We start from the raw sequence: 23,438 nt of genomic DNA, 5'->3' as shown, positions 1-23,438 counted from the left end.
TGTTGCATTCTCTTACCTACTAAGCTATATTTTGGACAAGCATGACAAAACATAATTTCATGTTAAAAAAATACTTAAAGACGTATGTATTCAATGCATCTACGTTCTCGTAACTAAGAGTTTGTCCTCTTTGGTTGCTTCTTTCTCAGTGTCTTTAAGTAAAAAGAGTTATAAACTTATCAATTGAAGTGACCAAAATACCCAAGGCTAAAGTTATTAATTTAACTTAGAAGACGGGATTTTTAAAATAGCTGCTTTGGTAAAAAGCAATGTTTTGACTGCTTTCAGGACAGATTCAACTACTGTTTGCTCCCTTTATTGTCGATCGCAACTTAAGAGAGCACAAATTACTTATTGCCGAGATATTATGAAACTCCAGACACCTACAACCAAAATATCCATAAAACAAATCTTTGCTTCTGGTTGCCTTGTTTTCTCATTATGCCTTTGTGCTTATCATCCAGAATATATTGCTCTAGTTCCAGTCATTGCACCTTTCACACTTAAGATACTAACAGAACACAGCCAGAATAATGATGCAGGTGACGACGATGATGCAAAAACCTAGAGCGTCAGTATAGTAGTTAAGCAGGGGGTAAAAGTTTACAACAATGGAAAATCTACCGTTGGTGTTGTTCTACCTTCGCTTCCAATACTCCCCTGCTTTTTGTATAGCCATACAAATCTCTGCCAATTGCTGAAAAAATTTAGAAGAAGAAAAGCTAAGATGCGTAAATGAAGCTGACCACCTTGTAGCCATTTATAAAAATCTTTGATTCATCCTTCAGCACTATGCACGTCTATTGCAGCAAAAATCACGCGAATAAAGAGGGACACCGCTTTTGCACTCAATGCGGAGAACCATTGCCTCTTGCACCAGAGCAAATTGTGGATAATCGGTATCGAATTATACGTCATTTAGGGCAAGGTGGTTTTGGGCGTACCTACGTAGCTGAGGATTTGAAGCAGTCTCCAAAACAGTGCGTGCTGAAGGAATTTGCACCTCAAGTTGAAGAACAGCAGGATTTACAGAAAGCAAAAGAGCTTTTTGAACGAGAAGCGAGTGTTTTGAAACAACTACAGCATCCCCAGATTCCGCGTTTTCACGAATCGCTGCAAGTGAAGGTCGGTAACAAAGATTTTTTCTTGCTGGTGCAAGACTATATACAGGGCGATAATTACTGGGATCTGTTACAAGCGCGTTACGAACAGGGGCAAACCTTTAGTGAAGAAGAAGTTGTCAAACTGCTGCAACAACTCCTACCCGTATTATCTTATATTCATTCTCGTAATGTAATTCACCGCGATATTTCTCCTGATAATTTGATTTTGCGACGTACTGATAATATGCCAGTGCTAATCGATTTTGGTGGTGTCAAACAATTACCAGCTTCTAAAGGTTTTTGGTTTACTCAACTCAGTGGAAATCGCACTATTTTAGGTAAAAAAGGATATGCGCCAGAAGAACAGTTACGTCAGGGCAAAGCATTTCCTTGTAGTGACTTATACTCTTTGGCTGTGACGGCACTCGTGTTATTGACAGGGAAGGAGCCACAGCAACTTTACGATACCTATGAGGGAAATTGGCGTTGGAGAACAGATATTCAAGTTAGCCCAAAACTGGAAGCAGTGTTAAAAATAATGCTTGCTTACAAACCGAGCGATCGCTACCAAAAAGCTGACGAAGTTCTCAAGAACCTACAGCTATACGCTCCTGCGGAACCAACAAGTACCCGTCAAACAACCAAAATCAAAACAATGGTCGTTGCACCGGGACGAAAACCTATCAAAACCATTGTTACTAGCCTTCATAACAGAACTCAAGCAATTGCCCAAACACTTCCTTTACCTGTTTGGCTTCGCCCCTTTGCTGTCAGCCTTGTAGGGACAAGCGTTGTTCTGTTAACCTTTGCGGGAACTTGGGCGCTCGTTAACGCTGTCATTGCAGCAGTATCATCTATTACCATACCAAGCATTTCTTTACCAAAATTACCAGAAGGTTCCAAACCAGTCAACAATCCCTCAAGTAATAATGAAACAAATCGGATAAACGCGATCGTGAGTCGTCGTCAGCAACTAGGAATTCAAGACTCTTATTTTACACCAACAGTAGATAAAATTTTTTATACCAAATATCCTGAAGCACAAGGACGTGCTTTAACGAGTAAGCCAGAGGATACCGCTCTAAGGAATAATTGGTATCGTATTGCCGAAGACTTGCTAGATAAGTTAGAAAGAGCAGAACTGAGTACTAGAGCTAGGAACAAACTAGGAAGGTACAGTGGTACAGATTACCAAACTTGGAGGAGACAAGCAGAATCAGGAGAACTCGGAGATTATAGCATCGAACAACTAACTAAAGACACAAATAGAAAATTTGATAGATTATTTCCAGGGTTGCGTCGGGGTCAGGAGAAACTCGAATCCCAAACATACGGTCAAATTTGGTATGCCATAGCTGCCGATCGAGTGAGTAAACTAGAATCTGCAAACTAAACGTTATTATGGTTTATTGCTCCAAAGGACATGAAAATCCCACAGGTAGTCGCTTTTGTCTTCATTGCGGCGAAAAATTGGATAGCCAGGTGAATCTTGCTGGTATTCAACCGGGGCAAACTTTGGGTCATCGATATCTGATCGTGCGTCAACTCGGTCAAGGAGGATTTGGACGCACGTATTTAGCTGAAGATAATAATCGTTTTAACGAAGTTTGTGTTTTAAAAGAATTTTCGCCTCAAGTTCAAACGCCATACGTCTTACAAAAAGCTGAAGAACTCTTTCAACGAGAAGCGACTGTTCTATATAAATTACAACATCCTCAGATTCCACGTTTTCGAGAACTATTCCGCAATAATATCAACGGGAAGGAATACTTATTTCTCGTACAAGATTATGTAGAAGGGCGAACTTATGGATCTTTATTAGAGGCTAAAAAACAACAGGGTTTGCGATTTTCAGAAGCAGAAATTCGTTTGCTGTTGGAGCAAATTTTGCCAGTTATACAGTATATCCATTCTATAGGAGTTATTCATCGCGATATTTCTCCAGATAATTTAATGCTTCGTCATCTAGACCAACTGCCAGTTTTAATTGACTTTGGTGGTGTCAAACAAGTGGCAGCAACGGTTGAATCGCAGTATTATCAATCGGGCGCTGTGGTATCTCCGGTACCACTTACGCTTTTGGGTAAGGCTGGGTATTCTCCTCCAGAACAGATGCAGACAGGTTTAGTTGAACCTCACAGCGATTTATATGCTTTGGCAGCGACGATTCTCGTTTTACTGACAGGCAAACAACCACAAGAATTAATTGATACGCAAAGTCTCACTTGGCAGTGGCGACAGTTCGCGAACATCACCCCTTCTTTGGGGATGGTTTTGGATAAGATGCTGTCTCCAACAACAGGAATCCGTTTCCAAAGTGCTACTCAAGTTCTGCAAGCACTCAACCCAGTTCCTGTGGTTTCGCCACCATCACCTCCTCCTCCCCTACCAACACCACCACAACGCACGGAACAAACTGTAGCTGTATCTCCACCACCTCCGCCATCTCCGCCATCCCCTCCTCTTCCCGAATCCCCCTCTCCCTCCAAAAGTTGGTGGACTCCAGCCAAAGTTATAGTCATAGCTGCAGTGTTGACTGGAACGGCTGGTGTGGGTTTTTGGGGAGTGACTCAGTTAATCAACTCCTCTTCTGATAAAGTCCTGTCATCAAACGATCCTAAGTTACCTACAGAAGAACGACAGCGCAAAGCACGACTTGAGGAACGCCGTCAGCTATTGGGGATCGATGTCAAATTTTTAAACGATGTCGTCAATCAACTGTTTTGGGAAAAGAACCCGAATTTACGCAACCGCACATTAACAGATTCTCCAGACGATTTACAATTGAGAGCAGATTGGGATGCAATTGCAGATGATACTCTATCCAAAATCTCTGTCTTAAGTTCTGGTTCGCGCCGACAGTTAGGTAGTTTTACTTCCGCCGAGCGCGATCGCTGGAAAGTGGAAGTCAATCAAGTTAATGTTGGTAGCCGTTCTTTATTCGATTTAGGAGATGCGGCTTTCTTTCGTTACTTTCCACAACAGCGAGGTAAAAATTTTATTGACCAACCCATCGGTCAAATATGGCACGGGTTTGTGACTGATAAACTCAATGCTATCTTAGCTGGAAGTGCTTTCAAAAAAATTTCATTTGCAACCGGGGCTACCAGTACCAGAAGAAAGGGAACTTTAAAACCAGGTGAAGGTCAAGTGTTCATAGCAGATCTTCAGCAAGAGCAGTTGATGGAAGTGAAACTGAGTGCCAGCCTCAAAATTTTGCTTTCCGTTTACTCTCCTAGTGGTAAGCTCAAAATTTTAGAAGATTCACAAAAACGGAATGTATCTCTTAAGCTTACCGAAAGCGGATTTTATGAATTTGTTGTTGTCTCTACAGCTTCAAGAGACGCTTTGGATTATACGCTAACCATCACAGCAACTACAGAAGACCCCACCCCACTTCCAACTCCTACACCAACACCTACAGAAACTCCCACATCTACCCCAACCCCAACACCCGTAGAAACACCAACGCCTGCGCCAACACCTACAGAAACCCCAACCCCAACACCTATAGAAACGCCCACGCCTGTAGAAGTACCCACACCTACACCAACACCCACTCAATCAAATATATAAATTTCAAAATAAAATTCTATAACAAAAAACTATACACAAAGCCCCTTTAAGTATGCGATAATTGCCGTTCTGTGCATAACTGCATAGCAGCCTCTTAAGTACAATAGCTCACTTGAAAGTAGCGAAGTGTGTATTTAATGCCAGGGGTTCATTTTCTGTAGTCTTCTGTGTTTTTAGGGTGGAAAATTGAAAATGCAATCTTACCCGGTGGGGGACACTCCTTTGGTTCCAGTTGGCAGACACTGCATTTTAGAGCTTTATGACTGTCCAACACACCTACTCAACAATCCTGTTTTTATTAAACAGGCTCTTGAGGAAGCGGCTAAAGTGGCAAAGTCCACTTTGCTTTCTGAGGTGACTCACCATTTCGAGCCATATGGGGTCACTGGTCTAGCACTTTTAGCCGAGTCTCACATCTCAATACATACTTGGCCGGAGTATGGCTATATAGCTGTAGATATTTTTACCTGCGGCGAACATGCCGAACCGGAGAAAGCTTGTAAATACCTCGTGCAAGCTTTCCAAGCTAGCAATCATACCCTCTTAACGCTTCCCAGAGGGAAGTTATCGCCTGAAATCCAAAAACGACTTGAGGACAGTTTGGTTCTTCAAGCTGCGGCTGAGCGTTAGGCAGATCGGTAAATAGTACACAGTTATCAGTAAACAATACACAGTCTTAACTGATAACTGATAACCGATAACTGATAACCGATAACTAATCAACAAGTAGAGAGGGTTATTGTATGTCAGGTAGCAGTGTGGGTGCAGATTTTTGGATGAGCGAGTATATTACTCCTTGGGATATTTATTCTCATGGAGTTACGGGGGTACTCGCCCACAAGAAAACTGCTTACCAGGAAATGTATATTGTGGAGACTGGTACTTACGGTAAAGCACTGGTTTTAGACGGTAAGTGGCAGTCATGCACTGGGGACGAGTTTTTATACCACGAACCTCTAGTTCACCCAGCAATGATTTTTCATGGTACACCTCAAAAGGTACTGATTTTAGGTGGTGGTGAAGGAGCAACAGCACGGGAAGTGTTGCGATGGCACACCGTCGAAAAAGTCGTGATGATTGACATTGATGGCGAAGTGGTGGATGCATGTCGCCAATACTTAAGTGAGATGCATCAAAACGCTTTTGATGATAAGAGGTTTCAAGTTATCATTGCAGATGCGCTTGATTTTCTAGACAATACCCAAGAACAATGGGATATCATCATTTCCGATCTTTCCGATCCCATTGAATCCGGTCCGTCATTTCCGCTATTCACTAAGGAATACTTTGAGAAAGTCCGTCGGGTACTCTCCCCGCAAGGATTTTTTGTTATCCAAGCAGGTCCGGTGTCTCCAGGTGAGTTAACCCTCCATGCCCGCTTGGTACGGACTTTAAAAGAGGTTTTTCCTCAAGTTCAATCATACAGTAGTTATACCTCTACCTACGGTAGACCTTGGGGTTTTGCCGTAGCTTCTGAGGAAAAGATTGACACTCGACCCACACCAGAAACAATCGACCAACTGTTAAAGGAAAAAACAAGCGGTGGTTTGCGAATGTTAGATGGTGTTACACTTGTTGGGATGTTGCATTTGCCGTTGCATTTGCGGCAGGCGATCGCAGCAGAAACTCAAGTTTACACCCTTACCGAACCTCCAAAGTTTTTTGGACAAGGAGCGGTAAAACCGATTTCATAATGGTCAGGACTTACGCAAAGCCCCCCAATTTATCGGGGGGTTGGGGGGATCTACAAAGCGTGAAATCCCTAAAGTCCCGTTGAGGTTGCGTAAGTCCTGATGGTATGGAAAAGTCAAAAGTTAAAAGACTTCTTTTGACTTTTTCCTCATTAAAATTCTTAACTTTGATATATAGATGCACTGATAATTGTTAAATAAGTAAGTCGGTACAATTAAAGTTAACTAGTAAGGAGCGTCATTAGTCATTCGTCCTTAGTAAGGATTTCAGACAGATTTACATTTTGTCATGTAGTTCTAGTTATTTCCGCCTACCTACTTAGGGTTGTTTTAGAATTAGCTAAACAATTTAGCTCTTTTATGACTGAGAACTTTGCGACGCCGGGAGATTAAGTAACCTCCCATAAGAAAAAGACCTCCAATAGTTGTTGGTTCTGGAACTGTTTGAGATTTTTTGGCACAATTAGCAAGGCTAGGATCGGCAGAACCACCTACTTTAGCATTTGCGTCTAGACAAATATCGACTTTGGCAACATTGCCGACTTTTATATGCTCATCGGAATCTACATGAATGTTAATGCCGCTAGAATCGTGTGTTATGTCCAACGTTGTTCCATTACCAGTTTTTTCAATAAGTGGATTCAACGAAGGTGATTCTTTAGTTGGATCTATCACTGCTGTATGGATTGTCTTATCACTCGTAGCTCCTACCTTATCGAGAACTTTGGTGTCTGTTGTCCCTTCAAGTGTATTATTAACGCCTTCCTTGATTTCTAAATTATCAACATGCTCGGTTTCACTTTTTAAAGTACCTTGAAGAACGTCAACATCAGATTTGACTTGTGCTTTTACATCAGATTCGCTTGGTGTTTCTGGTTTTGCAATCTCAGCAACCGATTCTTTTAGTTGCTCTGTTAATTTTGCAATCTCAGCAACTGGTTCTTTTGGTTGCTCTGTTAATTTTGCAATCTCAGCAACTGGTTCTTTTGGTTGCTCTGTTAATTTTGCAATCTCAGCAACTAGTTCTTTTAGTTCTTCTTTTGGTTTTAGAGTCTCAGCAACTGGTTCTTTTGATTGCTCTTTTAGTTTCCCAATCTCAGCAACTGGTTCTTTTGATTGCTCTTTTAGTTTCCCAATCTCAGCAACTGGTTCTTTTAGTTCTTTTTTTAATTCCATATTCAGAGCAGAAGCTGGTGCAATGGCAGAAGTTACTCCAATCAAGTTTGCACAAATAACGAGAATGCTGAGGGAAAGTTTATTATTCATTGATAGCTCCAAGTGAATCTTTAGGGCTGTTTGATTCTTATCCTAAAGACTCTAATGAGAACTTGTAAGTTGAAAATTTACTAGACTTTTTTATAAAGTTAGATTGAAATAAAAGCAATTTTTTCAGTATAAATATAAATATTTAAAATTTTCAGTAAATTTATTTAGTAGATAAGCTATCTCAAGTTGAAGATTTCATCAAGATAGTCCGTACTTACAAATTATCCGTAACTACTCCCTTTCCGCTATAAGACTACCGAACATATGTTCCTCTTTCTTTGCGCTCTTTGCGTCTTTGCGGTTCATTTAGATAGGTAATCTTTGGGCGGGAAGGGAGTAATCAAAGTCTGTAGGCGGATTTGGATTGCGGCAATGTTCAAAAAGTCAAGTAATTTGAGTTGGTGTCACGCGCCCAAGAGAAAGTTCTGGAATCAATACTACAAGGGCTGAGAATTTTTGTGGGTTGGGATCACCGTGGAGAAACTCAACAAATACCTATAAATGTTGGGTAGAGTTCCTCTACCCAACCTACGTACTTGAAGAAAGAAGTCGGGGAGTGGGGAGTAGCAGGAAAAGGGAGTAAGATATCAAGATTGTGGCAAGGATTCGACGATTGATTTCATGGGTAAATAGAGATTAAAAGAATGTTCCTTAAATTGCTGAAAACCATATTTTTGATAGAAATAAACTGCATTTTCATCTATAGCTTCCACTACTATAGCTAGTGATGCAACCAGTTCTGTAGCGTCCAGCGATCGCTTGAGAGCATCAAAAAGAACCAATTCACCTATACCTTAACCTTGACAGGTACGTCAACAGCAAGGCGTCCTAGTAAGGTCGAAGGTAGTAATGGATAGCGTGGTAAACCCTTAGCTAAAGTCTCATCTACTGCTTTAATGTCTAGGGTATACGCAGAAAGAGTGTAGTAAGCAATGATATCAGTGTTAGGTGCATTAATCAAAACAAACACTGCGGCAACCTTTTTCTTCTGGTCTTGAGATGCTCGCTTGCGTATGTAATCATCTAAAGTATCATTTCCACAAGAAAACAGAGAGCGGTTATGCTTTTTGGTATCAAGCAACTCAATCGTTAGTGCCATAATTTTGCATTACTTGCTTGTAGCGTAAAGCTGCGGTGACGAGAGCATCCGAGGGTTGAGGCGGATTTAAAAGCGCTTCTACAAGAGCCTCGCTGTCTTCTATACTCAACTTCAGCGTTTGATGCCGATCGATTATCTTATGAGCTGCTGCCTGAACGCTAGCGATAACAAAATCTGTTAAGGTGACCCCCTCCAAATCAGCGGCTTTTTGCCACAGGGCTTTTATCTCCGGAGCAACGCTAGCTTCCAATTGAACCATTGGTTGCGGCGTATTAGGGGAAATCATAAAACATCCTCATTAATCCACATCTCTAATTATATGGGGCAAAATTTTGTTAGTGGATAGTAGTTAGTGGATAGTGGAAATATAACTAACCACTAACTACTAACTACTATCCATTATCATACTTTACGCTTCATCCAAGGCAGCGATACCGGGTAGTACCTTACCTTCAAGCAACTCCAAACTAGCGCCCCCACCAGTGGAGATGTGACTCATTTGGTCGGCTAGACCAACTTTTTCCACAGCCGCTACAGAATCACCACCGCCAATAATGGTGATAGCGCCTTTTTTGCTAATCTCGGCAAGAGTTTGAGCAACAGCCTCAGTACCAACAGCAAACTTATCAAATTCAAACACACCCATCGGACCGTTCCAAATAACCGTTTTGCAATCAGCAAGGGCATCTTGGAAGAGTTTTACAGAGTCGGGACCAATATCCAAACCCATCCAACCATCGGGTATATTTTCCACGCTTACGGTTTGTGAGTTAGCATCGGCAGCGAATTTATCTGCAACTACCACATCAGTAGGAAGCAGGAAAGTTACGCCTTTTTCCTTTGCCTTAGCTTCCAAAGACTTAGCTAATTCTAGCTTATCTTCTTCCACCAAAGACTTACCGACACTTAAACCACGGGCTTTAAAGAAAGTGAAAATCATACCACCACCCAGGATCAGCTTGTCACACTTCTCCAAAAGGGCTTCAATTACACCGATCTTGCTGGAAACTTTGGAACCACCGATAATCGCCACCAAAGGACGTTGGGGATTCTCGATCGCATTTTGCAGGTACTGCAATTCTTTTTCAATCAAATAACCAGCAACAGAAGGTTTTAGGTATTTTGTGACACCTTCAGTAGAAGCATGGGCGCGGTGTGCGGTACCAAAAGCATCGTTGACGTACAGATCTGCATTTGCTGCTAATTTTTGGGCAAATTCCGGGTCATTTTGTTCTTCTTCCTTGTAAAAACGGACGTTTTCTAGTAAGAGAACTTGACCGTTTTCCAACGCTGCGACTTTGGCTGCAACATCATCGCCGATGGAGTCATCAGTTTTCACAACTTCTTGCCCCAATAACTCGGAGAGGCGCTTGGCAACTGGAGTGAGGCGAAGTTTATCATCCACACCCTTGGGTCGTCCAAAATGACTTGTTAGAATTACCTTAGCTCCCTTTTGTGTTAAATCCTGAATGGTTTGTAGGGCTGCCCGGATGCGCGTATCATCTGTGATGTTACCGGCATCATCTAGAGGTACGTTAAAGTCAACTCGCACTAGGGCGCGTTTACCAGACAAGTCTGCTGCAGATAAATTTGCCAAAGATTTCTTTGACACGTTACGAACCTCCTGATTGCCTTTTTGATATGTTTTGATAAGTAGACCCATCCAGATTTTACCGACTCAGGGGGGCGGAGGTGAATCCAAATGTTTAAAACTGTTTTATTTCCAATTGACCAAAGTAGGGAAGCACGAGAAGCAGCCGATATGGTTGTGAATATTGTGCAAAAGTATGGTAGTCGCTTGGTGCTGCTGAGTGTGGTTGAAGAAGTTACAGATTCCACCGGAAGTGTGATGACATCCCCAGAGACAGTAGCCCAACTTCTAGAAAATGCTAAATCCTTGTTTTCCCAACAAGGGATTTCAGCCGAAACTATCGAACGGCAAGGAAAACCTGCTTTTACTATCTGCGATGTTGCAGATGAGGTAGGAGCAGATTTAATTATCATGGGTTGTCGCGGGCTGGGATTAACAGACGAGGGGTCACAAGATAGCGTGACAACTCGTGTCATTAATCTTTCTCCGTGTCCCGTGTTGATAGTGCCGTAGGGCAGTGACCACCTGACCAGTGACCAGTGACCGGGTAAATAGTTTCTTGGCTAGGGACGCATCTACCTTTAAGTTCTTGTAGGGTGGGCAAGATGCCCGCCTTATTATTTATGACGGGCATCTTGCCCGTTCCACGGGATTTATGACGGGCATCTTGCCCGTTCCACGGGATCTATGACGGGCATCTTGCCCGTTCCACGGGATCTATGACGGGCATCTTGCCCGTTCCACGGGATTTATGACGGGTATTTTTATTTCCCCAGAGTGACTGAAGAGGGTTAATCTGAAAATTGCTGTCAATTGAAACCCTGTAAATCCAAAATCTAAAATTTCAAATTCAAAATACGCTTAGCTAAACTGTCCAATAAAAGCGACTGCGCTGAATTGATAAAAAAGTGGTCGCCAGGAAACATTTGTAATGAGAAACTAGAACTTGTTTGCTCCCGCCATGCTTCCAATTCTTCATAATTGGCTTCTAAGTCTTCCAAACCACCAAAAACAGCTATAGGAGAGTCAAGCGGTGGCTCCTGAGTATAAACATATGTTTCCAAAGTCGCAAAATCTGCCCGTACAATGGGGACAAGTATTTCCATCAATTCGGCGTTTTCCAGTACTGCTTTGGGAGTCCCATTAAGTTGGCGTAATTCTTCTTTGAATTCAGAGTCTCCCAAAGTGTGGATAGGCGGTTTTGGATCGGAAAGTTGTGGAGCACGACGACCAGAAACAAACAGGTGTACTGGTTCAAAACCGTACTCTTTTCGGAGTAAACGAGCAAGCTCAAAGCTAACAAGCGCACCCATACTGTGACCAAAAAAGGCGAATGGTTTGTCTAAGTGCGGTTTGAGAGCTTGAGCTAGAGCCTCAACCAAAGGTACCAGTCGAGTAAAAAGAGGCAATTTTATTTGAGATCCCCGTCCGGGAAGTTCCACAGGGCAAACTTCTACAGTTGAGGGTAGACTGTCTGACCATTTGCGAAAAATCAGAGAGCTACCACCTGCATAGGGGAAGCATAACAAACGTAAGTTTGCGTCAGGGTTGGGTTTGGGATATGTCACCCAAGAGTTAAAGGTGGATGTAGGAGTCATAGCTCCCGATTATACCAGAAAGTTCTTTGTATCTGTTAGCGAAGTTGCTCGCTTTGCTCGGCTAAGTTCAAAACTTTCCTTGCTTCTTTGCGTCTAGCTTCTGCCCAACGACGCTGTTGCCATAGAATTAAGCCAGTGATAAATAGACCATTAGGAGCCACGCCAACTAAGCTGTATAAAATTTTAATTAAAAAACCTCCGTATTGACCGCCATGCAAAGTATATTGTGCATCCATGATGCGTTTGGCAACAGGAACTTCTTTGGGATTATCTATCCGTAACAGTTTACCAGTATATTGGTCAAAATAAAGGAAAGGTCTTTTATGAAACTCGTTTTACTGGGGGAATTCCATCCATATCCTAAATGCATCTTCCGGTTTCTTAGCTGGAAAAATCTTGAAGAATTTGGCATTTGGTAAAGTTGCTTGGGCTTTCTCCAACAGTGCGTCAATTTCCATTGGAGCCACACCAGCTACAACTGTAGATTTGGGTTCAGGGGCTGGTTGTGTGTTTGTTATTTGATAGAGAGCAGTTTCCACAGGAGTCCAAAAAACCATCATAGTGCCAGTAAAGGCAATCAGGCTTAAAAGCACTACTGAGACGATCCCTCCTACTTTATGGAGGTCATAGTTCACCAGTTGTTTGGGGGAATTCCAGCGAATTTTGAAGCCATGTTTTAGGCTGCGCCAGCCATTCCACAAAATTAAGCCTGTCACCCCCAAGAGCAAAAGTATCCCGCCGCAGACCCCAACTACTTGCATCCCTATGTCGCCAGCAAACAAATGAACGTGTGCTTCAATAAGCCAACCGTATAGAGATTGTTTCCAAGGACGAGAACCAGTCACCTCACCGTTATATGGATTGATGTAAACATCAGTATATTCATCCTTTGAAGATGTCATCATCACTGTGTACACCCGTTCGGGTTGTTCGGGAATGGTGATGCGGTGGGGTTTTAAGTCTGGATAGCGCTTCTGGGCAATATCTACGACTTGCTGCATTGCAATAAGATCTCCTTGCGGAGAGACTTGGGTAACTTCTAATACCTCTGGTGCAGCTTGTGGAGAAGGTGTTGGCGACTGAACTAGCTTTTGGGCACTCCTGAAAGGACGCTCTATCTCACTCAGTTGTTGAATCTTTTTAGTTGGTGCAGATGGCTGTGCTAAAGTCAGCTGGCGGAATAGTTGGCGATCGCTTTCCCCTTTGTCAGTTATCCTATGTCCAGGCTTTACATCTAGAACTCGTACCTTCTCACTCCTCGCAGGAGTTATTAACAACATAATAGGAGAGCCTGAGATTAACAGGCTGAAAAGTAATTGCTATAATTTCATCTGTTTTTTTACACCGAGCAGCGCCACTCAACTTGCGGTTAGGAAGGCATTAAGTTATTAGGATTTATTAGCATTAGTTTTGCCATCATAAACTACTTTTGTGACAAAATAAAGTGATAGTTCGTGTAAAAATTCTGTAATAATATTATCAAGATGTATGTTACTACTTTTTCCACTTAGAATCATTTAAAAACAACGTGTAAATTATTACAAGTAAAATTTCTGTTCTTCAAGCGGGTAAAAAGCTTTGCTCGTTAATGAATTATGCTTTATACTATGTAAGGGCTTGACTTTCGTTCTCCTATCTAAAGAAGTCGCGATCAAAATTCCACCGACAACGAACCGATGATAGTTAATGGAGCACCCGGTCTGACTGTTACTCTACCGAAATCGGAAGCCTCAAAATACTTCACATCGAAAAGGTTATTGACGTTAATTGCAGCTCTCCAATTGTTTTGTCGATAAAAAATCGCTGCATCACTGCGGAGATAGCTTGGTAACACAAAAGTGTTTTCCAGGTCACCCTGTCTTTCACCAACAAAAAACAATCCAATCCCAAAACCTAGACCTTTCAAATTGCCGCTTTGGATTTCATAAGTCGTCCACAGACTGGCACTATTGTATGGGACATTGGCTAATTGATTACCTAAATTACCTCCTCTGGATCTTGGATTATCTTCCGTCACTTCAGCATCGGTATAAGCGTAAGAAGCGATAATATTCCAGCCAGGAAGGATTTCGCCTACCACATCCAGTTCGAGCCCTCGACTTCTTTGCTCGCCAACTGGAACTACAAAAGCATTATTGTTAAGGTCAGCCGTGGCTATATTCGTCTTCGTAATTTGGTAAGCTGCTAGTGCTGTTGAAAGCTTTCTGTTGAAGAATTCGCCTTTGATGCCAACCTCATATTGTGTGCCACGAGTAGGCTCAAGGATTGAACCATCAACCCTGATTCCACTATTTGGAACAAACGACTGACTATAGCTGGCGTAAAGGGAAATCGGTTCTATGGGTTGATAAACGATGCCAATACGCGGAGTAAAGGCTTCATCATATTGGCTGGTAGTAGTATCGTTTAAGTTGTTAGTACTTTCTTGATCGACAAGATCGAAACGACCGCCCAACAGCAGTTTGAAATTGTCTGCAAAAGCAATTTGATCTTGTAAAAAAATACCTAGTGTGTTTGCTGAGGAATTATTATCTCGAACTACATTTGTCAGAAGCGAAAGACCAGGTCGGGGAATCAAATTGTAAACCGGAGCAAAAATGTTTATAGATGGAGTTCTTCCTCCAGGTAACCGACGCTGTGTCCCTTCAGTCGTTTGCCTGGTGAGATCGACTCCAAACAAAAGAGTGTGTTTGACTGCACCCGTCGCAAACTTACCAACAATATCTGTCTGTAGAGAATACCTTTCAAGGATGTCATTGTTAGATCTGAAGTTCCGCGATAAAATTCCTGTAGTCGCGTTAAGTGCCAAAGGCTCAGCACGGTAATCAAAAGTATCTTGTGACAGAAATCGGAAGCTATTGCGAATCGTCAGGTTTTCGCTAAACTGATGCTCTAAACGATAACCAACACCTAGTTCTTCAAACTCGAAGACATCATCCGGTTCGCCCAAAATGCGTGTGATTGGAATATCGGCTACTTCTCTACCAATGGCAACCAAACCGCGATCGAATGGTCGCTCGTCGTTGAGATAATCCAATTCAAGGTTCAGTTTTGTGCGCTCGCCAATATTCCAAGTTAATACAGGCGCAATGAAATAACGCTCAATTCCTTGGTCAAATTTACGAAAAGTATCTGAATTTTCATAAACTGCATTTAATCTATAGAGCAATGTTCTATCTAAGTTAAACGGACCAGATAAATCAATGCTGGGTCGATAAAGGTTGTAGCTTCCTATTTGAAGTTCACCTGAGTAGAAAGGATCTCTCAGTGGCTGTTCTATGACTATGTTGATGACTCCCCCCGGTTCGAGATTGCCATATAAAACCGAGGCTGGTCCTTTAAGAACTTCAATGCGTTCGATATTAGCAGTTTCTCGAAAGCCACCTTCACCTTCTCGAAAACCATTTCGCAGAAAACCACCTCCGAAAGAGGAGAAATTTGAAAAACCACGGATGTTAAACCTTTGCCGTGCAGATCCACCCTGACCGTCTGCAGCAATACCACTCACGTTGCGGACAGTATTGTCAATACGAATGGTTCCTTGATCTTCTAACACCTGTCGAGGAACAACCTGGATCGACTGGGGAATATCGCGGATAGGAGTGTCAGTTCTGGTCGCAGTTGTCGCATCGGAAGCGCTATATCCGTCTGCCTGTCCTGTGACTACCAATTCAATTGGCTCATCACCCCGAGCTGATGGTTTCTCTGGCGGATTTTCACGCGAAGGCTTATCAACTCCTGGCTTCTGTTGAGTGTCCGGTTGCTGCTGTAGCTGCGTAGAAGATGCAACTGGCATCAAACCAAGAATCAAACCTTCGTCAGTGTCAAACAATTCCACGGTTGGCATACCTGTTTCACCTATTACCGTCACCCGGATAGTATTGGCATCCTGATTAATCACAGTTATTTCCGTAATTCCCGCAGTTGGCTTTTGGGAGCGGAATGTAAACGCATCGCCACTAGGTAGACGCAGTTGTGCGTTCTGGATGTCAGCAATAAAGCTCTTCCCCGAACTGCGGTTAATCAGTTGCAACTGTTCCCCAACGGAGGTCTGTAAAATCACCTCCACACCTTTGTCGGTAGGATTGGCTTTAACTCCGGTAACTTGCACAACTTCTTTGGAGGGTGCTGTTTGGAGTGGTGGTGACTGCACTAGTAACATTTGGGCGCTCTTAAGTGGATGCTCTATCTCACTGACTCGCTGAATCTCCTTTGTGGGTTGAACGCGCCGGGAATTGGTCACCAGAGATGTTTGTTGGGGAGAACTGGCCCTCAAGTCAGTAGATGCTGTAATCTTTTTCAATTTAGCTAATAATATTTCCTCACTCCTAGTAAATGTTGTGAACGAAACAAATACCGTACCAGTCAGCAATAGACTGGGAACGAGTTGCAAAAATTTCATTATTTTCCTCTTAACTCCATCACACCACTGGATTTACCGTCGATTAGTCGAGCATTAAGAAATTTAAGAAATTATTGAAAATAGTTTGTAGTCATTTAGCAAGCCTAATTATACTACAATTAGTAATAATTTGCATTTAGTAGCAAAATTTTAACAAAATTATTGCTACTAATTTTTATATAATTTACCAGATTACACAATCATGTCAATTGGCTAGACTTTCCAGCAAGAGTGACTGCGCTGAATTGATAAAAAAGTGGTCACCTGGAAGCATATCTAATGAGAAAGCAGAATTTGTCTGTTCTCGCCATGCTTCCAGTTCTTCATAATTAGCTTGTGTATCTTCTAATCCACCAAAAGTAGCTATGGGAAAGTCAAGTGGTGGCTCATAACTATAAACATAGGTTTCCAGAACTGTAAAATCTGCCCGTACAATGGGGAGAAGGATTTCCATCAATTCGGCGTTTTCCAGTACTGCTTTGGGAGTCCCATTAAGTTGGCGTAATTTGTACTTGTTTCGGAGTAAACGGGAAAGCTCAAAGCTAACAAGCGCACCCATACTATGACCAAAAAAGGCGAATGGTTTGTCTAAATATGGTTTGAGAGCTTGAGCTAGAGCCTCAACCAAAGATTCCAGTCGAGTGAATGCAGCTAACTTCATTTAGGTTCCCGTCCGGGAAGTTCCACAGGGTAAACTTCTACAGTTTGAGGTAAGCTATCTGACCATTTGCGAAAAATCAGAGAGCTACCACCTGCATAGGGGAAGCAGAACAAACGTATGTTTGCCTGAGGGTTGGGTTTGGGGAAGGTAACCTAGGAGTTAAAGAAAGTGTGAGTGAACACTTGGAAATTTTGATGAGAACGATTGACTGTGATTGACTCCTAAATACTCCAAGATTCAGCTATCTGGTACTACGTCAATAAAACTTCTTCAGTACTTCAACAAAATTGGTAGTATTGGTCGTGCATCGAGAATTTTCCCTCTTATCTCACTATCAAACGTTAGCTCTAGCAGTGGGGATGTTCCTTTTTCAATAGTGACAATTCCGTGCAAACACAGCAAGGAGATAGCACGACTTAGAGATCTATCGCTACTCACTGTCACTTTAACTCCTGTTAACTTGTTTACACCTAGAGGATGAGAGATTAACTGCTGGTGTTCTGGTAATGAGGCATTAAACCAAGTTGTGAGTGCAATGGAGTTAGGAATAACAAAGCAAATAGGCTCTTCCAAACTAACAACGTTGGGAGTTGCAAAGCGAACAGATAAATCCGATCGCGTATTTTCTATCCTTCGTTGCCTAAAAGATAGGGGTGATTTGGCTGTTCTAAACTTGGAACGTAAACCAAAACCGAAGGGTGAGGCTCCCGTGCGCTGCCAATCAAAACGTGCCAAGGTATGGATACCATTACACCCAAAGTGCCGTTCAAAAGCACGTTCGTCTTCTACCCAAATCAGTTCAAGATAAGTGTTCTCAAAAAAAATTATCCTTGAGGCTGTTCCTTGTTCTACACGCCGAACCAGACATGATGAGCAATGAAGACCAAGTTCTTGAAGAACTAAAGCCTCGGCAACATATTTTGTCGTGCAAACAAAAATGTGATCGACTTCTAGGATGAAACTATTCACGCTTACCTGTGGTGAGGAAGTCAGCATGGCAACTATTTTTAGATGTGGCTTTATCTACTGTGGATCGAGGTCAAAAGATTTGATTTGCCTCGATCCAAGTCTGGAGAAGGTTGGAATGGAATCTGGAAGGTTTTTATTTTCCTGCCGTAATATCAAGTTCGGACACTCGGCGATCGTTGCAGTCCTCCGTTACCCCTGTTCAACCCTCGTCAAGGCATCAAGGAAGGTGCTGTCAGGCGGGTGGGGTTAGTAACTGCTGTACAAGCAATTGCTTTACAAAAGTTATCTAAGCGAATTTTGGACGGGATGACCCAAACCCAAAACACCACTATGTAGAATACTCCACAAAAATTTTGCCTCTAAAACCTTGTTTTTTTTATTTATCATCAGTCAATACAGTGATTAATTAAAATTATTGTCATTAAGCATAACATAGAATTGAATATTCTACAATCAAATAAATTCATAATACCGATCTAAATATTTTGAGTGGCTTTGAAAACTGGTGTAGTTTGACAAAAGCGATTAACAAATTAGAGTGCGATCGGGATAACCTTGAAGGCATTGCTGACTTCAGCAATGAATAACTTTCTCAATAGAAGTGTAATTGTCGTCGCAAAGAATTTTTTGGCATCAAGTATGGCGACTCAACTCCAGTCACTAGACGAAGAGTGCATTCCCGGAAGGTCTATGTGAACGCACTCTTCGTCCGGTGAGGAAAGGGAACGTCGAATGCGTGAGTTTTTATATTTGAAATCAGCAATGCCTTATTTTCGCTAGTTTACACTATGCTATTAAATAGAATACAGTAATATTATAAGCTTAAAGTATATAAAGTAATGTTACAAGGAAAGCAGCCTAAAGGAATTGCGAGCAAGTTGGAAAAACAGAACCAAGTCGTCACTAGTTTTGACTATGAAACTTTAGATAACAAACAGCGTAGTGTAGTTCAGCAGCGAACTGGGGAAATTAAAGAGCGTTTGCGGCGCACGGCTGAGGATATATGGGAAATTGGTCAAAAGCTAGCTGAGGTGCGATCGCAGCTAAAGCACGGTCAGTTTGAGACGTGGTTGAAAGCTGAGTTTGGTTGGAGTCGGCGCACAGCTTACAACTTTATTAATGTTTATGAAGCGTTTGGTGAATGTGCAAATCTTGCACAAATAGATATTGCCACAACTGCTCTTTATATACTAGCTGCACCATCAACCCCACAAGAAGTACGTCAGCAATTTCTACAACGAGCTAAAGAAGGTGAAAATATAACTAGTAAAAATCTTCGTCAGGTGATTGAGTCAGAAAAATCACAACCAACTGCTGTTGTTTCGTCTGAGCTACCAAAGCCACCTACTCAAAAGCAGGAGAGTACTGCTACGGTACCTCAAGTTACTGAGCTCGAAGCATCAGCGATGGAGGTGACTGCACCGAAGAGTGCGACTTCTTCTGTTGTTGCTATGGGTAACGAACTTCAGCCCGGTTGGTACTTGCTGGGAAAGCAGCATCTTTTGTTTTGTGGTGATACAGCCTCACACGAGTTTATCGAACGCATACCCTTTTCGACTCTTGCGATTGCGGTTACCGCTGATGACTGGGATCACGATTGGTTAATTGAACGGGCGAAGACTGTCATCGTTTTTCCGGAATCAGATCTCAAAGAGCAATTGATCGAACAGCTCGTCAAGATGTTTTCCTCAACTGGGGAGGTCATCGTTTTTCCCTGGTTACCAAACCGGGATATGATAGAAGTCGCTCATAAGCTACAGAGAAAGATTTTTGCAGGCGATCCCTCAGAGAAGCGTTGTGTTCAAGCGATCGCTCAGTCAGGATTGACAGCTGAGCTATTGAGTATGGCATAGCTGTTAAGTTTTCAATCTCTACAAATCCACACACCTTTTTTAAGTTCTGCCTGAAGAATTGGGCAACTGCCTTACCTTGAACCGTCTGCAAGGCTTGACGAGCCTTGTGAGGTAAACATCCCATTAATAAGATCGCGATAGCGTTCCATAACGATGTGTCGCCTAACTTTTAGTGTTTGTGTCATCATGCCATTTTCTATAGAAAACGGCTCCAAAATCAACTTGAATAAACCAATGCGGTCATTAGGTCGATAACCAGGACGGTTTTGCACTTCCCGATTCAATTCTTGCCGAAATAAATCCTGAAATATCTTACTCTCTAGATCCACTTCTGTCTTAGATGCCCAATCCTGAGTCGAGCTAAGTTCAATGGCTGCTTCCTCTGGAAGACGTAGATGCAGATTGAGAGTTTCTGCCCATTTTCGTAGGGCTTCGAGATTGGGAACAATCAAAGCACCGAGACTACGTCGATCTTGCCCAACAAGCAGAATTTGATCGATATAGGGCGATCGCAAACAAGCGTCTTCTATCGGTTGTGGCTCGATATTTTCTCCATTTGTTAATACAATTGTGTCTTTCGCCCGTCCGGTCAGTACCAAATCATTTTGCGGTGTCACCCAACCTAGATCGCCGCTATCAAACCAACCTTCGGTGTCAATTGCTTTCGCCGTTGCTTCAGGATTTTGGTAATAGCCTTGCATAATTTGCGGTCCAGTGAGCAGTACCAAACCTTTCTCTCCAGTGGGTAGGGGTTTGCGAGTCTCAGGATCTACTATTTTAGTTTCTGTACCAGATATCGGTTGCCCTGCAGAACCGCGTAAATTATGCCAAGGACGACGCACATGAGTGACGGGAGAAGTTTCCGTTAAACCATAGCCTTGCAAAAGCTCGACATTAATAATCTCAAAAAAGTTATCTATATGCTTGGGTAGCGCACCGCCACCGCTAATCATCTGCTTGATTCTTCCCCCTGTTGCTTCTCGTACCTTGGCATAAACTAGTCGTTCTCCCAAAGCGTGGAGAGGTAACAAAGCTGATGCTTGTATTCTAGCTGCTAAGCGCCCGACTAATGAGGGGTTCAAATTTTCTAAACTCAATCCTTGGGCAACTCGTTGCGCTTTAATATATTTCTCACTAACGCCCAGAAAATAATTAATCAAGCGTTGCTTATTTGCAGGTTGTTCGCGGAACTGCTTTTGTGCTCCTTCATAAATCGATTCCCATAGGCGCGGTACACCCAACATATAATTGGGTTTAAATTCTTTCAAATCCTGTTTGACAAAGCGTAAGTTAGTGTAGATTTGCGTGCAACCTTGAGAGAGTAAAAAATATTCAACTGTCCGTTCGTAAACGTGCCAAGTAGGAAGGATGCTGAGGGCTATGTCTCCTGGTTGCGGTTGTAGTACTGTCCCTAACACGATCGCCTGATGTATCAAATTGCCGTGAGAAAGCATCACCCCTTTGGGTTTGCCTGTGGTACCAGAAGTATATATAAGTGTCGCCAAAGTATCGTGAGTTTGCTTGACTGGCGTCAAACTACGCTTTGCCCCAATTTCCAATAACTGAGTAAAGTTAACTATTTTTAGGGTTTCGTCTGTCGGGGAAGCTTCATCTGAAAGTAAGATGACTAATTGAATTGGCAGCTCGTGAAGACGCTCTTGTAACTTATTGAAAGTTTTTAAATCTTCCACAACCAGCGCCGTGCTGCCACTATGGGCGATGATAAATAACAGTTCTTCTCGTTCGGCTTGGGAGCTACGCACCGCATCAACCGCCCCTGCGGTCATAATGCCTTGATCGGCAACGAACCAACGAGGACTATTATCCGAAATCAGGGAGACACGCTCAAGGGCTTTCACCCCTAATGCTTGTAAGCCAGCAGCAAATTGTTGAATTTGTTGACCGAGTTGAGTAAATGTCAAAATGACTTCTGGTTTAGCATGAGGGTCACGAAGGGCGACAATATCACTAAATCGCTGTGCTGCTAATGACCAAATTTCTGGCAGAGACTGAATGTTGGAGTAATCTGCTAGACGCTGTAATCCTTGGCGTTCTTGCTCAGTAATGTTAGATAGTAAAGAACAGTTACTGTATGTTTTTGTCATAAAACATTGTCTAAAGAGTAAATCTGTTGTATGTGCTGACCGTTTCTCTCTTAACTCAATTACACCACTGAATCTGCTGGTGCCGATCGCAAGCAGGATAGAGATTATTAAAAGTTATTTGCACTGAGTAAAGCAAGCCCAATGAGACTACAACAAATAAAAATTTACACGAACAGAGGAAATCTTAACATAATTATTGCTAATTCTTATCACTTATTGATGAGATTTAGCCGTTATGTTAAGTCGATATTCAGCCAAATCTTGGAAGCCTCTTGTTTATTTCTACACTAAACAATTCACCGTATTTTCAAAGAAAGCATTCCGCTGTCAAATCTTCTTGGGGAGTTTATCTCAGTAACCAAGACTACACAGAATCTTTAGACGATATTGAGACAGGCAAATTTATCTAAATTTTGCATTTAGCATCTATCCTAAGTTATAACTTTTTTGAAATTAGTGGCAGCCGATAGTTAGAGAAAATATTGATAACTTTTATCTATAACTCTGGGGGTTGCAAAAGATAATAAGCTACCTGTAGAGTAAAAAGAGTTAACTAAAAATAACTAGCAATAAGTTGAAACTAAGACCAGCGTGGCTAACTGGGCGGTTGCGCTGTATATTCTGTAAGGGAACAGTTGAGGTCTATCCAATAAAGAATTATCCCTGATTGAATAACATGAAGGCTTAAAGGCAGTGTCTTTTCTCAAGAGAGGGTTGAATTTGTCATTGAGCTTGCCCCCACTTAACCATTGTTTGCGTGTATCCGATCGCTTGAGGCAGAAAATGACTCAAATTCTCAGTAAATTACAAGAAGTCCCCTATCAGTATGCGACAATGGTTGAAGTTCTGCTCGCTCGCAGTTTCAAAACGCCGCACACACAAGCGTTCACCTTAATTCTTTCCACTGTACAGTCTTTAGTTACAAAAGAAACAAACCAGGAAAATCTACGTTGGCTAACAACGGATAACCTAACACAAGGGATAGAAGATTTTTGGCTTGAACGTGCAATTAATGCACGATTAGTTGAATGCTGCAATCATTAAAGAATTATGAATATGAAGGTTTAAAGGCAGTATTCCTTCTCTGTGAGGGTAGAATCTGTTATTGAGCTTGCCCTGTTGAACCATTGAAAGCGTGCATCTGATAGCCTGAGGTAGAAAATGACTTCGATTCTCAATAAGTTACAAGACATTCCCCATCAGTATGCGACAATTGTTGAAGTTCTGCGCGCTCGCAATTCCAGAACACCGCACACACAAGCATTCACCTTCCTTGAAGATGGAGAGACTTTAGAATCGACGCTGAGTTACCATGAGTTGGATCGGCGCTCTCGTGCGATCGCAGCTCAACTCCAAACCCTTGGTTTAAGTGGGGAACGTGCTATATTGCTTTATCCACCAGGGCTAGATTACTTGAGTGCTTTTTTTGGTTGTCTCTACGCAGGAGTCGTGGCGGTTCCAGCTTATCCACCAGTAACGCCAACTAAAAGCCACTATTACTCAACAAATAAGAGCAATTAAATT

At 42.3% G+C, this 23,438-nt stretch carries 19 protein-coding genes and 2 pseudogenes; 9 read left to right on the top strand and 12 right to left on the bottom strand.

Annotation, left to right across the window (positions count from 1 at the left end):
- Positions 1–367 precede the first annotated feature (367 nt).
- The 5 genes from ACKTT2_RS51390 to ACKTT2_RS51370 all read left to right on the top strand — a co-directional run bounded on the left by ACKTT2_RS51390 (position 368) and on the right by ACKTT2_RS51370 (position 6,373).
- Positions 368–568 (top strand): hypothetical protein, encoded by a 201-nt coding sequence (locus ACKTT2_RS51390; protein ID WP_407900853.1) that lies wholly within the window; start codon positions 368–370, stop codon positions 566–568.
- A 224-nt stretch (positions 569–792) separates the two neighbouring features.
- A complete protein-coding gene (locus ACKTT2_RS51385; protein WP_407900852.1) occupies positions 793–2,496 on the top strand; it encodes a protein kinase domain-containing protein in 1,704 nt (567 codons plus the stop codon).
- A gap of 8 nt (positions 2,497–2,504) precedes the next feature.
- Positions 2,505–4,679, top strand: coding sequence for a protein kinase domain-containing protein (locus ACKTT2_RS51380; protein ID WP_407900851.1), 2,175 nt, complete (start codon positions 2,505–2,507; stop codon positions 4,677–4,679).
- A gap of 192 nt (positions 4,680–4,871) precedes the next feature.
- Positions 4,872–5,309: an adenosylmethionine decarboxylase gene (speD, locus tag ACKTT2_RS51375; protein WP_407900850.1), complete on the top strand. Its 438-nt coding sequence runs from the start codon at positions 4,872–4,874 to the stop codon at positions 5,307–5,309.
- Between the two features lie 113 nt (positions 5,310–5,422).
- A complete protein-coding gene (locus ACKTT2_RS51370; RefSeq protein WP_407900849.1) occupies positions 5,423–6,373 on the top strand; it encodes a fused MFS/spermidine synthase in 951 nt (316 codons plus the stop codon).
- A gap of 333 nt (positions 6,374–6,706) precedes the next feature.
- Here ACKTT2_RS51370 and ACKTT2_RS51365 read toward each other — a convergent pair whose 3' ends face one another.
- The 5 genes from ACKTT2_RS51365 to ACKTT2_RS51345 all read right to left on the bottom strand — a co-directional run bounded on the left by ACKTT2_RS51365 (position 6,707) and on the right by ACKTT2_RS51345 (position 10,347).
- Positions 6,707–7,636, bottom strand: a complete 930-nt coding sequence (locus ACKTT2_RS51365) for a PEP-CTERM sorting domain-containing protein (protein WP_407900848.1) — start codon at positions 7,634–7,636, stop codon at positions 6,707–6,709.
- A 587-nt stretch (positions 7,637–8,223) separates the two neighbouring features.
- Positions 8,224–8,418 (bottom strand): hypothetical protein, encoded by a 195-nt coding sequence (locus ACKTT2_RS51360; protein ID WP_407900847.1) that lies wholly within the window; start codon positions 8,416–8,418, stop codon positions 8,224–8,226.
- A 5-nt stretch (positions 8,419–8,423) separates the two neighbouring features.
- Positions 8,424–8,735 (bottom strand): hypothetical protein, encoded by a 312-nt coding sequence (locus ACKTT2_RS51355; protein WP_407900846.1) that lies wholly within the window; start codon positions 8,733–8,735, stop codon positions 8,424–8,426.
- Entirely contained in the window at positions 8,719–9,021 is a 303-nt protein-coding gene (locus ACKTT2_RS51350) for a type II toxin-antitoxin system TacA family antitoxin (protein WP_407900845.1), read from the bottom strand. Before ACKTT2_RS51350 ends, ACKTT2_RS51355 begins: the two co-directional genes overlap by 17 nt.
- Positions 9,022–9,144: 123 nt before the next feature.
- Positions 9,145–10,347: a phosphoglycerate kinase gene (locus ACKTT2_RS51345; RefSeq protein ID WP_407900844.1), complete on the bottom strand. Its 1,203-nt coding sequence runs from the start codon at positions 10,345–10,347 to the stop codon at positions 9,145–9,147.
- 90 nt (positions 10,348–10,437) lie between these two features.
- On the opposite strand from ACKTT2_RS51345, the gene ACKTT2_RS51340 reads away from it, so the two are divergent.
- Positions 10,438–10,839, top strand: a complete 402-nt coding sequence (locus ACKTT2_RS51340) for a universal stress protein (RefSeq protein ID WP_407900843.1) — start codon at positions 10,438–10,440, stop codon at positions 10,837–10,839.
- Between the two features lie 323 nt (positions 10,840–11,162).
- On the opposite strand, the gene ACKTT2_RS51335 is transcribed toward ACKTT2_RS51340, so the two are convergent.
- The 6 genes and pseudogenes from ACKTT2_RS51335 to ACKTT2_RS51310 all read right to left on the bottom strand — a co-directional run bounded on the left by ACKTT2_RS51335 (position 11,163) and on the right by ACKTT2_RS51310 (position 17,983).
- Entirely contained in the window at positions 11,163–11,924 is a 762-nt protein-coding gene (locus ACKTT2_RS51335; protein WP_407900842.1) for a thioesterase II family protein, read from the bottom strand.
- Between the two features lie 35 nt (positions 11,925–11,959).
- Positions 11,960–12,199 (bottom strand): PepSY domain-containing protein, encoded by a 240-nt coding sequence (locus ACKTT2_RS51330; RefSeq protein ID WP_407901012.1) that lies wholly within the window; start codon positions 12,197–12,199, stop codon positions 11,960–11,962.
- A 60-nt stretch (positions 12,200–12,259) separates the two neighbouring features.
- On the bottom strand, positions 12,260–13,204 hold the full coding sequence (locus ACKTT2_RS51325; protein WP_407900841.1) for a PepSY-associated TM helix domain-containing protein: 945 nt from the start codon (positions 13,202–13,204) through the stop codon (positions 12,260–12,262).
- Between the two features lie 371 nt (positions 13,205–13,575).
- On the bottom strand, positions 13,576–16,326 hold the full coding sequence (locus ACKTT2_RS51320) for a TonB-dependent siderophore receptor (protein ID WP_407900840.1): 2,751 nt from the start codon (positions 16,324–16,326) through the stop codon (positions 13,576–13,578).
- A 205-nt stretch (positions 16,327–16,531) separates the two neighbouring features.
- Positions 16,532–17,106 (bottom strand): annotated as a pseudogene (locus tag ACKTT2_RS51315) (thioesterase II family protein).
- A 151-nt stretch (positions 17,107–17,257) separates the two neighbouring features.
- The gene (locus ACKTT2_RS51310) at positions 17,258–17,983 is read right to left on the bottom strand and encodes a VOC family protein (protein ID WP_407900839.1); all 726 of its coding nucleotides are present in this window, start codon (positions 17,981–17,983) and stop codon (positions 17,258–17,260) included.
- 812 nt (positions 17,984–18,795) lie between these two features.
- Here ACKTT2_RS51310 and ACKTT2_RS51305 point away from each other — a divergent pair.
- Positions 18,796–19,809 (top strand): DUF3102 domain-containing protein, encoded by a 1,014-nt coding sequence (locus tag ACKTT2_RS51305; protein ID WP_407900838.1) that lies wholly within the window; start codon positions 18,796–18,798, stop codon positions 19,807–19,809.
- A 71-nt stretch (positions 19,810–19,880) separates the two neighbouring features.
- Here the strand turns inward: ACKTT2_RS51305 and ACKTT2_RS51300 are convergent, their stop codons facing one another.
- On the bottom strand, positions 19,881–21,914 hold the full coding sequence (locus ACKTT2_RS51300; protein WP_407900837.1) for an AMP-dependent synthetase/ligase: 2,034 nt from the start codon (positions 21,912–21,914) through the stop codon (positions 19,881–19,883).
- Positions 21,915–22,697: 783 nt separating this feature from the next.
- Between ACKTT2_RS51300 and ACKTT2_RS51295 the strand changes: the two genes are divergently transcribed.
- Both ACKTT2_RS51295 and ACKTT2_RS51290 read left to right on the top strand, forming a co-directional pair.
- A complete protein-coding gene (locus tag ACKTT2_RS51295; protein WP_407900836.1) occupies positions 22,698–22,958 on the top strand; it encodes a hypothetical protein in 261 nt (86 codons plus the stop codon).
- Positions 22,959–23,075: 117 nt separating this feature from the next.
- Positions 23,076–23,405: pseudogene (locus ACKTT2_RS51290) on the top strand (AMP-binding protein); the annotation flags it as partial.
- Positions 23,406–23,438 lie beyond the last annotated feature (33 nt).

The sequence above is a fragment of the Scytonema hankhaensis NUACC26 genome, assembly GCF_045865695.1.
In the GTDB taxonomy this organism is placed as follows: domain Bacteria; phylum Cyanobacteriota; class Cyanobacteriia; order Cyanobacteriales; family Nostocaceae; genus Scytonema.
This window is presented reverse-complemented; position numbering and strand designations above follow the sequence as displayed.